Annotated in this window: 15 protein-coding genes; 13 read left to right on the top strand and 2 right to left on the bottom strand. The window is 52.1% G+C overall.

Features of this window, described 5'->3' with window-relative positions; translation table 11 throughout:
- Positions 1 to 166 precede the first annotated feature (166 nt).
- The 4 genes from MNODULE_RS11370 to MNODULE_RS11355 all read left to right on the top strand — a co-directional run bounded on the left by MNODULE_RS11370 (position 167) and on the right by MNODULE_RS11355 (position 5,385).
- Entirely contained in the window at positions 167 to 685 is a 519-nt protein-coding gene (locus tag MNODULE_RS11370; protein WP_168059844.1) for a hypothetical protein, read from the top strand.
- On the top strand, positions 682 to 2,487 hold the full coding sequence (locus tag MNODULE_RS11365; protein WP_168059842.1) for a hypothetical protein: 1,806 nt from the start codon (positions 682 to 684) through the stop codon (positions 2,485 to 2,487). The genes MNODULE_RS11370 and MNODULE_RS11365 overlap by 4 nt, the downstream gene beginning before the upstream one ends.
- Positions 2,488 to 3,391: 904 nt before the next feature.
- Positions 3,392 to 4,582, top strand: coding sequence for a hypothetical protein (locus MNODULE_RS11360; RefSeq protein ID WP_168059840.1), 1,191 nt, complete (start codon positions 3,392 to 3,394; stop codon positions 4,580 to 4,582).
- A gap of 260 nt (positions 4,583 to 4,842) precedes the next feature.
- Positions 4,843 to 5,385: a hypothetical protein gene (locus tag MNODULE_RS11355; RefSeq protein WP_168059839.1), complete on the top strand. Its 543-nt coding sequence runs from the start codon at positions 4,843 to 4,845 to the stop codon at positions 5,383 to 5,385.
- A 239-nt stretch (positions 5,386 to 5,624) separates the two neighbouring features.
- Here MNODULE_RS11355 and MNODULE_RS11350 read toward each other — a convergent pair whose 3' ends face one another.
- Entirely contained in the window at positions 5,625 to 5,876 is a 252-nt protein-coding gene (locus MNODULE_RS11350) for a hypothetical protein (RefSeq protein ID WP_168059838.1), read from the bottom strand.
- Positions 5,877 to 5,972: 96 nt separating this feature from the next.
- Positions 5,973 to 7,166: a hypothetical protein gene (locus tag MNODULE_RS11345; RefSeq protein ID WP_168059837.1), complete on the bottom strand. Its 1,194-nt coding sequence runs from the start codon at positions 7,164 to 7,166 to the stop codon at positions 5,973 to 5,975.
- A 1,675-nt stretch (positions 7,167 to 8,841) separates the two neighbouring features.
- Here MNODULE_RS11345 and MNODULE_RS11340 point away from each other — a divergent pair.
- The 9 genes from MNODULE_RS11340 (at position 8,842) to MNODULE_RS11300 (ending at position 14,311) form a co-directional block, all read left to right on the top strand.
- Complete coding sequence (locus MNODULE_RS11340) at positions 8,842 to 8,991, top strand: hypothetical protein (RefSeq protein ID WP_168059836.1); 150 nt, start codon at positions 8,842 to 8,844, stop codon at positions 8,989 to 8,991.
- Between the two features lie 35 nt (positions 8,992 to 9,026).
- Positions 9,027 to 9,341: a hypothetical protein gene (locus MNODULE_RS11335; protein WP_168059835.1), complete on the top strand. Its 315-nt coding sequence runs from the start codon at positions 9,027 to 9,029 to the stop codon at positions 9,339 to 9,341.
- Positions 9,342 to 9,454: 113 nt separating this feature from the next.
- Positions 9,455 to 9,622: a hypothetical protein gene (locus MNODULE_RS11330; protein WP_168059834.1), complete on the top strand. Its 168-nt coding sequence runs from the start codon at positions 9,455 to 9,457 to the stop codon at positions 9,620 to 9,622.
- 41 nt (positions 9,623 to 9,663) lie between these two features.
- Positions 9,664 to 10,110: a hypothetical protein gene (locus tag MNODULE_RS11325; RefSeq protein ID WP_168059833.1), complete on the top strand. Its 447-nt coding sequence runs from the start codon at positions 9,664 to 9,666 to the stop codon at positions 10,108 to 10,110.
- Positions 10,111 to 10,425: 315 nt separating this feature from the next.
- Positions 10,426 to 12,672 carry a vitamin B12-dependent ribonucleotide reductase gene (locus MNODULE_RS11320; RefSeq protein ID WP_168059831.1) on the top strand — a complete coding sequence of 749 codons (2,247 nt, stop codon included), beginning with the start codon at positions 10,426 to 10,428 and terminating at the stop codon, positions 12,670 to 12,672.
- 47 nt (positions 12,673 to 12,719) lie between these two features.
- A complete protein-coding gene (locus MNODULE_RS11315) occupies positions 12,720 to 12,917 on the top strand; it encodes a hypothetical protein (protein WP_168059829.1) in 198 nt (65 codons plus the stop codon).
- 97 nt (positions 12,918 to 13,014) lie between these two features.
- A complete protein-coding gene (locus MNODULE_RS11310; RefSeq protein WP_168059828.1) occupies positions 13,015 to 13,317 on the top strand; it encodes a toxin-antitoxin system protein in 303 nt (100 codons plus the stop codon).
- On the top strand, positions 13,301 to 13,651 hold the full coding sequence (locus tag MNODULE_RS25455) for a type II toxin-antitoxin system PemK/MazF family toxin (RefSeq protein ID WP_202882185.1): 351 nt from the start codon (positions 13,301 to 13,303) through the stop codon (positions 13,649 to 13,651). Before MNODULE_RS11310 ends, MNODULE_RS25455 begins: the two co-directional genes overlap by 17 nt.
- A 258-nt stretch (positions 13,652 to 13,909) precedes the next feature.
- Positions 13,910 to 14,311, top strand: a complete 402-nt coding sequence (locus MNODULE_RS11300; RefSeq protein WP_168059826.1) for a hypothetical protein — start codon at positions 13,910 to 13,912, stop codon at positions 14,309 to 14,311.

The following is a 14,311-nucleotide window of genomic DNA, read 5'->3' as shown; positions in this document are numbered from 1 at the left end:
AATTCCCGCGGTTTGGTGACGCCCTGTGTGGCGATTCGAGGCGGGCGGCCGGCTCACAAAGGGAATGGCATGAGGGCCGACCCGCGGCCTTCTGAAGCGCGATTGTCAACTCACGCGCGACGTAGGAGGATCTCTACGTCGGATGCGATATGGAAGGAAAAGGGAAATGGCCTTTGAATGTCATTGGGTCACGCGGGCGGCGGCCGTCTTGCTGTGCTCAGTTGCATTGTGCCAGTCCGTAATTGCCGCGCCTGAACCATCCGTACAGTTCATGGCGACCGGGTCCAATTGGAGCGATAGTAGCTTCACCGGGCATGCCTTCGTGTGCCTACAGTTGCCGACCAACACCGGGATAAAAGAGGACTGCTACGGTTTCTACCCGAAGTCGATCGGAGCGATCTTCGGTGGCCCCGGTGTCGTTGACTCGGAGTTCAACTTTTCTGCCCGCCCGCCGACACGCTTCAGCAACGTCGTTGTGAGTCTGACCAAGTCCATATCACTGAAACAGCGTCAGCAGATCCTCGCGACTATCGCAGGCTGGGACAAGAGCTTCTCGCTTACGTCGACCAACTGCGTTTCGCTGGCTAACGCCGTGGCGGGAGCGGCGGGCTTGAACCGCCCCGCTGGCACGTCGTTTAGCACTCCGGTGCAGTATGTGACGAAGCTCAAGGAGGCCAACCCATGAGCGTCGCCGCTCGAATTCTGGCGGCACTGACCTGCGTGTTGAGCTTTGCTGTTGCGCACGCTGCGGACATCGCCTCGTCGACTGCGACTCGCTCAGCGCTGCTAGGTGGTGGCTACCAGTCTGAGAAAGAAGACCTGCTTGCACAGCAGTGCGTTCAAGGTACCGAGGTATTCAGCGGAAGCTCTCAAGCCACGTTCAGCTTTGACCAGGCACTCACCGAGCAACAAGCGTCCGAACAACTCGGGCTTTCGGCGGGTGGACGCGCCCGCTTCGGCGCAGTGGAAACCAGCGGCTCGGCCAAATTCATGCGCAGTGTGGTTTCAAACGAGTACTCAATTTCGGCGGTGTGGCTGTCCGAATACAAGTTGCCCTCGCGCAAGCTGTCTGCCGTCACTCGTTCGCCGATTGGCAACAGCGTAGCAGGGGACATCGAACGTTGGGCTGAGACATGCGGCGACGAGTACGTAGACGAGATCAAAGTCGGCTCGCGGCTGTTCTTCTCCATCCGCATCGACTTCACCTCCAAGGAGCGCAAGCAGTCATTCCAGTCGCAGTTTTCCGTGTCTGGTCCGCTGTACTCCGCCGACGCCAGCCTCCAGCAGGCGTCGCGCGAATACGGGAGGGACGCCAAGATCACGGTGACCGCACTGCAGATGGGTGGTGACGTTAGCAAGCTCACCGGCATCTTCCCGAATACCCCGGAGGGCAGTACCAACTTCGTCCAATGTGGTCTCGGCGACTTGACCCAGTGCACGAAGGTGACGCAAGCCGCGCTGACTTATGCGACGGACGTGCAGCGGGGCTTTCCTGCCCAACTTGCGCCTGGCGCAACTCCGGGAGGTTCACCTTTGGAATATAAGACTGCGCGTTATTCACAAGCCGGTATCCACCTGCAGGACGGTTACCCCTTTCTCACGGAGATTGCCCGCGAAGCACGTAAAACACTGCACGGCGATTTCGAGCGCGAGTTCAGGCGTCAAGTACTGGCCAACCGACTCATTGAACTGGGCATGGGAAAGGAGCAGTTGGAGAAGGTTCTTGCGCAAAAGGAGATCATCGACAGCAACCTTGCCAAGATCGCCGACGCCTCAAAAATCTGCTATGAGTCGGTTCCGAACTGCGCCCCGACTGTGAAAGCGCTCAACCTCTCGCCAGTCGATGACGGTGCCTTCCAGCTGCCGGCTCTCCCCCGCGCGAGCTTCCGGGTCCTAACCACCTCTCGTGGCGTCTGGGGACGCGAGGAATCGGTCGCAGCCATGACGGAGATGCTTCCAGCGCCGCACGGGGCCGGGCGCCGCGAACTGTCTGCCGTGGCGCCAAACGAGTCGGCGAGCGTAATCCTGCTGATTGAAGGCGCCGCGTTGCGTACAGCGCAATTATTCTTCGAGAACAGGGGCCTAAAGACGATTCCGTTGACCCAGGAAGCAGGCAGCTACGCGGAGAAGTACGGCCCGGGCCGAGCTGCTGTCGTCGTCGAGACAACGCGTAATAACCCAGGCTGGCGCGACGTTGACCTCTGGGACGAGCGCAAAAAGCTTTGGCGCGGCGACATTCCCAGCGGTGATGGCGTCTTCTTTCTCGTCGTCCGGGACGGCTTCGGACGGGACACGCGCTTTGATATCGAGTATCAGAAGTGGTCCCGAATTGTGACATCGACGCCGAACGCCAACAACGGAAGAACAGCCACGGAGACCTTCGAGTTTCGCAACCGCTGGTGGACCAAGAACGACGGCGGGACGTCAGTGAGCGGTGAAGGCGATTGGTCGAACAGCGGGTCCGCGACACTTTCTGGGCCGGACTAGCTTGCAGCCGTCAAGGTGCAATTGTCTGTGAACGACCAGGTGCAGGGTGGGCGCCGCCTAGTCCGTGGGTCGACCGGACCTGCCTTCGGCAGGCCGGTTACGCGCCCCGTTTTTTTATTGGTAATCGTTAATTTAAGACAAATTATTTTCGACTATTTGTAGGTGTTATCAATATCTGTACTCTGATCAAACTTGCTGAATTAAGTTTTTCCCTCGAAAAACTAATTTGAGTAATGGCTGACTCTGTTGCCTCTTCACGTCAGGTGTCTCGAAGTTCTGATGCCGATGAGAGACGGATCAGCCATCGTATTCCTTTTTCCTTCTGAATCTTTTCCTGCCCTTGCTCCGCCTAAGTCATTGATGATATGTGTGCTTTCTACCTCTCAATCTATGAAGAGATGTCGAAGCGTCGGTTCTTCCATTGGGCACATAAGTTGCGATAGATGAGAGTAAGAGAATCCATCTTTAGTTATTGGCAATTTTACAGATCAAATCAATAGGACGAATTACCTGCGGTGGTATAAAGCGCAGACTCATGATGACCAGAACGCCGGTGTACTTTGTGCAGGATATTTCAATTCGTCTTTTCCCTTTTCCACAATTTGAGATGTTCGAATCGGAACGGTGTACTTTGTACAGGGAAGTTGGTGTACCTCATGCAAGGAAAGCATTTTTCCCGGTGTACTTTGAGCAGGGGCTTGGTGTACTTCGTGCAGGTATTTGAATCGTAAGAGATTGAATGCACGAACAAAAAATAGCATTCGTTTGACCAGAGCGTTTCATTGAAGCGATTAACGGTTAAATAATTTAGCGTTGACGCTTTTCAGGGCGATGACAAACCGGTATTTTAGCTTTCTCCAAAACGAGTGTTTTCGGTTGAAGTGCGCCGACTGAGAAGACGAATATGCTGGAGTCCATTCTGATTCCCGGTCTCGATCACCATCTGGAGGTCCTTCCTGTTGAATTGAATGTTGCGAAGTTCGCGTCGTTTATCTTCTCGCCTTCGCACACCCGCAAGGATTCCTGGGCCCGGATAAAGACCTGGGTAATCGACATCGAAGGGAGAAAGGTTCTGGCCAAAATCTTTGTCGAACCTGTCGACCGCCGGAGTCTAAACACGCTCGACTATCGTACCTACCTGGCCCTTCAAAAAATGTGGTGGGAGCGCCCGGCTTGTCCTGCCGGCGAGGGAACTGCTGTCAGTTTAAGGGAACTGGCTCGAACGATGAAAATGGGATGGGGAAAGAAGCAGCTGTCGTTCCTCAAGCAGTCGCTGCGAGCCTTACGGAAGGTCCCGATCACATGGCAATACTCCTTTTTCGATAAGGAATCCGGACGCTACCACTGCTTCGAGGAACCAATCAATGTTCTCTCAATGCTCAGAATCCATGAGTCCCGGAAGGTTCACTCTCAGAATCAGAATTATAAAGGGACCACCACTTTTCGGTTCAATGAGCGGATCGAGAAAAATCTGCAGCGTCAGCATTCAAAACCGGTTTTGATCGACATCGTAATGGAGATTCGCGGAGAGATTGCCATCTCTCTTTATTCATTTCTGGATGTCATCATGGCCGACAAGTTCAACTGGCAGCGCCGCTGCGCCCGGCTTCTTCAAGATGACCTTTCGATTCGCGGGAGATATGCCTGGCCGTCCGAACGTCTCCGGCTGATTCGGCGTGCTGCCAATCAGATTAACGGGAAGGCGATCTCCACAGGGATCCTCGATCTGACGCTCACTCATACAAAGGACGGCCAGGATTACAAACTGGTCGTGAGAAAAAGGCCGACAACAATCCTACTGAATGAATGCGCAGACCCGGAGCAGGTTGATCTCGTCAAACAGATCCTCGAAGTCACGAATGACCCCCATAGCCGTTCCTATTATGAAAAACTAGTGCGTCGCCTGCCGGAGGTCCTCATTTATTCCGCGCTTTCGGAGACAAAAGACGCCGACCGCCGCGGTCAGATCCGGACCTCCCGGGCCCGCTTCTTCACCGCCGTGCTCAAACGGCTGGCCCGGGAACGGGACAGGCCGGCGAACAAACACAGTGAATTTTCAACTTGTAGGGGCGATGATGGAATCCTCGATAAATAAGCCGGCATGGAAAGAACCGACATGGGAGCCGCTAGAGCGAATCGTCGGACGCCAAAATCTTCCCGCGTTCATGTATATGGGGGAGGTGCAAACCGGAGAAAAGAGAATTGTCTTGTATAAGCATATTGTCACAAGATTCTATTTGAACTTGGACGAGGAGGGGAGGGCATACCGCTATACGTGCAGCGGCTATCATACCATTCCTCTGGATGAAGCCCTGGCGCATGTCTGGGGATTGTGATCATGATGGAGTGAAGGGAATGGAAATCGATCCGGTTCATCTGCTGAGCCGAGCGAAAGAAAAAGGACAACTTCAGAATCAACTCATCAAAGGGATCGTCTCCTTGGCGAAGATCGGGAAGGAAGATCTCTTGGCTCAGTACTTCGTGTTTCTCTCACAGCGGATCGATAGTAACATCGAGCTTTTCACATTTCATGAACAGCTCTCTTTGTATCCTCACCTATTGAGGGAGATTCAACCTTATATCGGTTTAACTATGAAGGAACTGCAATATTTGTCTGGGTTAAGTCGGAAGGTAAGCGATCTGGTTCCCACCACGATTGAGGAAATCATCGAGATTGATCGATATCTGAGATTTCTTCTTTGTCCAAATCAACCGGGTGATCATCGCCACCATTCCCATTCGATTTATATCGTGAAGGATAAGAAAAGGAGGCAGGATCGACACCGATGTGAGGCAAAAAAGTTGCGGACGATCCTCGGCGAAAAGGAAAAACTCATCCGCGCTTTAATGACGCAGGTCAACAAATTGAAGGTCCGTCACCGGATCCAGTCATTTTGACCGGTTAGAAATCCGCAAGAGATAGACAAATGGATTGCGACGTCGTACTGACAAAAGAACAGAAAGAAAATTTCATTTCACTTTCTAAGACGGCCGGCATGTCGCGAAAACAGGTCGAATCAATTCTGCCTATTTCGCCCGACGCTCTAAAATACCAATGGCAGAAGGTCCGCTCAAACCGGGTCCCAAAATATCTCAAGGTTCACAGAAATCACAAAGGGATGATCGTGGAGCTGTTGTTAGTGGAGTTGGATCTCTTCACGATCAGCAGAATTTTTAACTACATGCCGGCGACTGTTCTTCAGTTCGTCGAGAGAGAGTGTACCGAAAGCAATTGGCGTGTTCGGACGTGCCGCATCTGCGGCGACCACTTTATTTCCTTTGATGAGCGAAGAGTCTGTCACATGATGGGTTGTTTTGAAGAGGATCGTTTCATAAAGAAAAGAATCGATCTGTAGTACCGTTAAAGTCAGACTCAACATATATGACATTCAACTCTCAATTTGATAGAGTTTAGAGTCTACCAATATGGAATTCGTCATATCTTGCCTCATAGAAATTTTCTTAACCTTGAGGCTCACGCAGGATCATCGCTTCTTAAACAGGTTCTGATATCGATCGAGAAAGAGCTTTGGAGAATATCCACCTAACCAGCGTTCAAGAAAAAAGGAATCTATGGCACCTACGATTGAGCTCCCTAACGGACCTAAAATCCCAGAAGCGGTGGTTATTACAAAACGCAAAACTCGCCCAGGAGTAGAAGATATCCAGGATTGCGAACCAAGCACACTAACGTAGAGACGCTCAAGATCGCGGGCATCCTTTGGGGAAGCGTTTTTCAACCACCTCCTGAACTCATAAGCTTCCTTTTTTTGGCGAAGACACCAAATATCTACTAGATCGACCTTTCCAGATGTTACTGCTTCTTCTACGTTGGGTAGTTCATTTAAATCTAATAGCTTGAAAAGACCCTCAGTAAAAGTACTACTGACATTTAGACGTGTTATCTTCTGAGCCAAAATGCGCTCAGCTCCCTCTGGTACGTAAAGATCTGCCGTTGGGTAGTCTGCGGCAATTAGGAGGTCACGATGAAACTCTGCGATACGGAGTACTAGATCGATCGCATCACGATTGTCTTCACGGATCCCTGTCCTAAGCTGATTTGCTGCTATTCCAGGGAGGCGTTGAAGATCAATATGACCTTCATTTGCTCCGACTATATTCCGCACCAGGTTACATAAGTCTTGCGAATGCAATATTGCTCCATATGTTTCGTGAACGATGTGTTTCATGAAGGTTTCATTGTTGTATCGGCTCAAGGAACAATTTGGGAGTATTTTGTCAATGAGCTGAGTAATATCAGGGTCTAAAAGTTTTGGACAAAGATTCTTAAGTTGCGCCACGATCGCTCTGTCAGGTTCTTTGAAGAGTGCAATCTGCCACCACTGCTGAGTCGTGGAGGAATTACCCTGATCAATTGTATATCCTGAAATGCCGACTCCATTACCCGCGTAACCAAGAAGGTCTTGCGTCCGAACAAATCGAAAAGCACCAGTTTCCAAAGCATCTAGAAAGACCTCCTTGCCTAGCCAGTTCACCAATGCCGCCACGACTCCATAATCATGTGTTGGAATTATAATTTGGTCATAGAGAGTAATCTGGCTAGCGACATGCGCTTTCCATCGTGGATCTCTAATAAAAGCGGCATTTATATTGGGCATCTCACCGATGTCATGCCGGATTAGCATAGAAGTATCAAACACTCCGCTTTCCTTTGTCATCTTTCCACCTGTCTAACGATCAATTAGATAAATCAGACATTTGATCTAAGAACGCTGAATTATTCTACTCTTTTCTGCAGGGATTGAATAGAAGGATTGTGACGATAGAACAGAGCTATCATTGATGGGGCTTAATGTGTCTAATTTGCCAATTTAGATAATATAAAGTTAACCCTTTCAGTAGTGATTGGTTTTACAAATTAACTGGCTATGATGAAAGTCATGACTTCTACATTATATTTCCCTATACAATATTTTCATACACGACCACGTTTGCCAGAGCATCTTCCGGTTTAGAATTATTTTTAGTTTTTTCTCTTGGTCCAAATATTCTATTGTAAATCCTGATGCTGGATATGCTGCTGGACCTGCTTCCAGGTCTGCTGCTTCCGTGTTGCATGAATACGCCGTATGTTCCTATATTGATTGAGAACTTGGGCGGAACTTCCTTTGATATGCATTACAATGTGAATTCTGTCTTTATTGTTTTATATTATTTCGGTATATTTTAGTTCGGCTTCAGGGAAGGACAGCGATTTTTTTCTTGACAGGGATATCGCAATTTGTTAATTCTAGCCTCATAAAGATTGTTTGCAATGCCCACCATTCGGGTGCCTGGGGCGTAAAGCCCAAAATATCAGTCCTTTCGACCTTTCTGCTTTCATTGGGAATTTGGATACAGCGGAAGGGTATTTTTATGTCTAAAATCTGGTCATCTGCCGGCCGCTTTCAAAGGTCTGATCTATCAATGAGTTTCCTTCCTGGCCGCCTCGAAAGCCACTGCATCCTCGGGTAATCAACGAATAATTTTTTTTTGCGTATGAATTTTAAGCGGTCTGCCGATTCTCTCCTTCATCGCGGTATTCGATCGATCCCTTTCTTGTACACGCCGATACGCCAGATGCCTCGCACCTTATGCCTTCAACTTGTCGTCATTGGAGAATGACCGTGTCCTCTGTCGGAGCGATGAGTGTGATATGAACGTCGATCGCAACGTGAATCGAATCCATTTGTGAATTCCAATTCCGTAGTACTCTGTCATTTGTTCGCGTCCGTTATTTCTCTCCATTCGATTTATAAACAGTCCACTGAGTCTTCCCATGATCGTCTTTTTAATCCGTACTCACTCAATGGAAATACGATTACACCTGTACTCTTCGAGATAAACCACGATGTCTTTCTTCGTGAAACATGAGCTCTTCATCGTCCTTTATTTGAATTGATCCAACGTTTGTAACCAAATCCACACGGACTGTCCCAAGTATCAGTTGAATGAAGCTTGAGGAATATATTCTTCAGACTCTTTTAATTGAAGGATTCGGCAAGGGGAACGCTGCCGGCGAAATGCTATAACTGAATCCTAAAACCATCGGCCCGAAGCCCGGGTGATCACGAAAGCCCTTCGTAGAAACGATTCTCCGGAGGGCTTTTTTGTTTTTGAAGGGAGGTAATTTCGATGAATTGTCCAAAGTGCCAGGGTCTGGTAGGCAGTGAGTTTGTTGCTACTTATGAGGGAAAATGTTTCTCCCCCTATTGCATTATCTGTGGTTGGAGGCCAACACGTGCTTCCCGCCGGTCCGCGTCTTCAGCCAAGAAGCGAGCTTAAAAAAGTCACCCTTCCGTCCATCACCAAACCAAACCGTAATCCAAACAATCAAAAAGAAAGGAGAGAACCATGAAGAGAATCACGGGCGGCGTCATGCGCGAAGAGGTCCTGTTCCGGGAAATGAAGAAAGCGCTGCCATATATGGAGCGCGGAATCGATTGGAGCGATCTGAAGGATCACCGGCGGGAAACTCGAATCGACCGGATGATGAGAAGGTGACGGCTTTAATGGACAACCGACGATTAGGAGGAGGGATGAAGACGTATCAGGAAATATTCCACGGCACGATCGCATCGCTGCTGGTCATCAGCGGGATCGCTCTCGTCTCTACTCTGGTGATGTGTATTGGGGTGGGCGCCGGGATGATCTTAGGTTATCCATCCGGCGTTTGGACGAACCTTGGGGTCTCGGTCTTCGTGTTGGGGCTCACGGGCGCTCTCTTCGGCGGCATCTACCACCTCGCCCAGAAGCTCTTTATCGCTGAGATCGATCTCCCGGTCGATCAGAAAGAAAGGATGACCGGCAAGGTCGTCCAAATAAAAAGGGATCAACCAGCGGTCACTGATTGATCCCTTCTGAAGGTCCCTGATCGGAGACGCTTCGATCTAACTAGAAGTCAGTCTACCGGTTTGGGACCTTCTTGTCAAACGAAAAAAACATTCAACGACAAGGAGGAACACCCATGAAAAAGCATCACGCCCGCGGAGGAAAGTTTTTATCCACCTGGAACGGAGAAGCCCCGAAAGGGAGAGACAGCTCACCGCTCTGCTATCAGAAAGGACAGAGGGAAGAAGACCGGCGGATTCGGTATTCTTTCGATTCGGAGGGGGCGCGGATCTGGAGTTTCTGAGAACCGAACAGACAAATTCTGTCTCACCAAGGAGGACGAGCATGAGCGTGAGCAAGATCAAAATCGAAAAAACCGGAAAGAATAGCGCGAACCATCCCGGCTTCGCGGTTCTTGAGAACCTTGTTAAGAGACAACCGGGAAAGAGCCGCTCCGGCAGGTATCTCGCCTGGAGAATGTCGGCGGGATACTACATCAAACATTTCGGTTTGAAATACAGGGAGGCGGATCGAATCTCCTCCTTTATCTACCGGGTTAATGGCGAGGAAGATCGAACCTTTCTTTGGGCGATGGAGACATGGGTCCGGGAAGTGGCGCTCTTGAAAGGGGGCATCGGCGAGATTCTTGATGCGATCAGCATTCTATCGGTCTGCCGGATCGATCCGGGGAACATCAGAACCTGTCTGCGTGTCCGCAGGGAGGTGATCCGCTATGTCCGGTCCCGCTATGTTCAACCGGGTGCGGTTATTTCCAGTGGATCCCGTTGCTGAGGGATAGATGATCTGCGTGCAGGAAGGGGGACCACCCCTTCCTGCACTGCGCCGACGCCGATTTCAGCGACACCTGTTCCCGATCGGCGACAGGTTTTCCCTCTGAACACTTCCCTGACGATGCGGAGAGAATCATTCCCTTGAATGGTCGATCCTCGAATCCACCGGTATTTCCGGGGTATTTACCTTGACGGTATGCCCTCTGACGCCTTCATCGATCGGGGGAAGCGACCGGCATGGAAGTTGCCCTGAGGGATCCAGACAGGTCAGGAAATGACGGGGCGCGGAATATCTTTAAAAATGAGGAGTCCATCAATGATTCAACGATCGAGTTATTCAATTTCGGCGAACGCCCTTCGGGTGTTGGAGAAGCGCTACCTGGCGAAGAACGAAGAAGGGGTGGTCATCGAAACCCCGGAAGCGCTCTTCCGAAGGGTGGCCCGCAACATCGCTCAGGCGGAGCGGTTGTATGACGCGGAAGCGGATGTCTCAGCGGTCGAAGAAGCGTTCCACCGTTTGCTCTCGGAGTTGAGGTTTCTTCCGAACTCACCGACCTTGATGAACGCCGGCCGGGAACTGCAGCAGCTGTCGGCCTGTTTTGTCCTGCCGGTGGAAGATTCGATGGAGGGGATCTTTGACGCCATCAAGCAGACGGCGGTCATTCACAAGACCGGGGGTGGCACCGGCTTTTCCTTCAGCCGTCTTCGGCCGAAGAACGATATTGTCCGGACCACGGGTGGCGTTGCGTCGGGTCCGATCTCATTCATGAAGGTCTTCAATCATGCCACGGAGGCGGTGAAACAGGGGGGAACCCGGCGCGGCGCCAATATGGGAATCCTGCGGGTCGATCATCCGGATATCCTGGAGTTCATCCGGTGCAAGGAGGATACCCGTGAGATCACCAATTTCAATATCTCCGTCGCGGTCACCGATGTGTTCATGGAAGCCTGTGAGAAGGAGGGCGATTACGAATTGATCAATCCCCGCACGGGAGAGCGGGTCGGGACCCTGCCGGCGTCTGAGGTCCTCGGCCGGATCGCGGTTCAAGCTCACAGGACGGGGGAGCCGGGGCTGTTCTTCATCGACCGGGCCAATGAGGTCAATCCGACGCCTCACGCCGGCGCCATCGAGGCGACGAACCCTTGCGGAGAGCAACCGCTGCTCCCTTACGAGAGCTGCAACCTCGGGAGCATCAATCTGGAGCGGCATTTGATTGAAGTCGAGGGTCAATACCGGGTCGATTGGGCGGCCTTGGAGGAGAGCGTCCGGACCGCCGTCCGCTTCCTCGACAATGTGATCGACATGAACCGCTATCCGATCGGAGAGATCGAACGGATCACCAAAGCCAACAGGAAGATCGGGCTGGGAGTGATGGGCTTCGCCCGGATGCTTTTCAAGCTGGCGATCCCGTACGATTCTGAAAGGGGGATCGAGACGGCCAAGACGGTTATGAGCTTCATCCGGGAAACCGGTTGCGATGAATCGGCCAAGCTGGCGGAGAGGAGAGGGGTCTATCCGAACTGGAAGGGATCTTTACACGAAAAGCGGGGAGAACGGATTCGGAATGCTTATGTCACGACCGTCGCGCCGACCGGCACCATCTCGATGATCGCCGATACTTCGGGCGGATGCGAGCCGGAGTTCTCCCTGATCTGGTACAAGAACGTTCTGGACGGAGAGCGCCTTCCTTACGTGCTCGATTATTTCGTCGAGGTTGCGAAAAAGGAAGGTTTCTGGAGCGACGACCTGCTCGATCAAATCGCCAGAAACCATGGCTCGGTGCAGGGGCTGAACCTCATTCCGGAAAAATGGCGGGAGATCTTCGTGGTTTCGCATGACATCGCGCCGGAGTGGCATGTGCGGATGCAGGCGGCCTTTCAGGAATTCTCCGATTCGGCCGTCTCCAAGACCATCAATCTGCCCTCATCGGCCACGGTCGAGGAGGTAAAGAAGGCCTATCTCCTGGCCTACCGCCTCGGCTGCAAAGGAATCACCGTCTACCGGGACGGGGCGCGCCGGGACCAGGTGATGAACATCGGCAGGGATCCAAAATCCCCTGCCGGAGAGGATGAAAAGAGGAAGCCTGACAAAGAGCCGCTCCTCTCGCTGGAACTTCCGGATTTGATTCCGGAGCTACGGATCAAGGTCAAGACCCGGCGGGGCAACTCCTACGTCCATATCGGCTTCCTGATGAAGGACGAGGAGATGGAAGGGATCCTAAAGATACTCAAATCGAAGGGGAGCATCCGGGAGCTTTTCTTGTCTCCTTCTCCTCATGTAAAGAACCGGGAATTGCTCGACATGGTCTGCCGGTTGGGAAGCAAGCTGCTACGATCGGGCGCGCCGATCGAGGAGGTGCTGGAGCAGTTGGTGAAATCGAACGATCAATTCGGGGAGATGACCTCCGATGCGTATGCCCTGATCAAAGGGCTGACGACGGTGGTTTCCCGGGTCCAGGAAGCCGCGCAGATGCGGCTCCCCTGTCCGGAATGCGGTGCCTCTCCGCTCCGGATACAGGAAGGATGTCTCCTCTGCGCCGCCTGTTCCTGGTCCAAATGCTGAAGGGCCGATTGAAGGAAGCGACTTTATCGGCTTGATGGAGGAAGCTCATGGTACTGACCGATCGGGCGGGGCGTGTGAAGAAGAAAACGGATTCGGCCGGAAAGGACACGGCCGGGAGGGCGCCCCTCGGGGTCTGCCCGCACTGCAAGGCGGGGGGCGTCGACGGGGACCATCTGATCGTCGCCCTTTACTGGGATTCCCGCGACCGAGCCTTTCGTTGTGTTTATTGCGGATACTGGCAATAGCCAGGGATGGACGTTTGGGTAGCGTGAGTCTATGTTGACAAAATTACATACGGTTTTGTATACTAATATGTATACAAAAAAGGAGGGGAGGTGGCTGATGGAAAGTGCGACAGTGAGAATCAGCGGTCCGTCCCGGAAGACTCTTCGGGATCTCTCAGACAAGACGGGAGAGCCGATGCAGGCGATCTTGGACAAGGCGATTGAGCTTTACCGGAGGCAGCGGTTCCTGGAGGAGGTCAATACGGCCTATGCCGCCGTACGCCAGGATGAAAAGGCGTGGTCGGCAATTGAAAAGGAACGGGGAGAATGGGACGCGACTCTTCTGGACGGCCTTCAGGAGGTCGAGAAGCCGAGTAAAGTTGCGAAGGTGAGCCGGAAGAAAGGTGTCCCCCGTGGTTAGCCCCGCGCGAGGTGATGTGTGGCTTGCCGATTTGAACCCGACTCGGGGGCATGAGCAGGCGGGTCAGCGACCTGTCCTTATCGTCTCGGAGGACCTATTCAACCAGGGTCTGGCGGGATTAGTCATCGTGTTGCCGATTACCTCGACCCACCGAGGTATTCCTGCGCATGTCCCGGTCTCCCCGCCTGAGGGAGGACTAAAAAACGCAAGCGTCATCCTATGCGATTCGATCCGGTCCATTTCCAAAGGACGTCTCTCGAAAAGATTGGGCGGGGTATCCGGGGCCGTCATGGAGGAGGTCGAAGATCGGATTCGGATTCTTCTGGCACTTTAGACGGATCACAAATGAGAGCAAAGGAGGCCTGAGGTCATTTTCTTCAGGCCTTTGTTTTTTCAGGAGTCTGAAATGGGAAGGCCGGCGGGTGATATGACCTGCCATTGTCGTAGTCGAGCATAAGACCCGACCGGGTTGAACCATTGATAGCCCTTCGAAGAGGTTCTGCCTCTTTGAAGGGCTTTTTTATTTCAAAAGGAGGTTCCAAGGAGGTTCCAAGGCGGTGTACGAAGTGTGGTGGAAACGTGGGAGATGACCATGCAAGAACCGAGATCGAAACGATACCCGGACGAAATTCTCCATGATGCGAATTTCAGGCCGGCACACCTGCCTCTAGAGGAGAGGCTCCTGTCTCACGCCATCAGCAACGCGGAGTTCAACGATTTTTTAAGAAGGGTCCATCCGAAACTCTACGAGCGGATGCGGGGCAAGCTCGATTCGGCGGCGCGGGACCTGAAACGGCTCTATCGAAGACAACAAAACCGGGCGCTCTATATCGAGGTCGAAAAGCTCGGCCTGGATCCCAATCAGCCCCTGCCATACGAATTGGTGGAACGACACGAAAAAAAGTTCAGCCTGCGCGTGAAGGAGCTTGAGAAAAGGTTACGAGAAACCGTCTGTCCAATCTTTGAAGAGATCAGGAATTTTGAACCGCGATAA

The sequence above is a fragment of the Candidatus Manganitrophus noduliformans genome (assembly GCF_012184425.1).
Lineage (GTDB): Bacteria > Nitrospirota > Nitrospiria > SBBL01 > Manganitrophaceae > Manganitrophus > Manganitrophus noduliformans.
The sequence above is the reverse complement of the archived record's forward strand: the minus strand, read 5'-3'. Positions and strand labels throughout refer to the sequence as shown.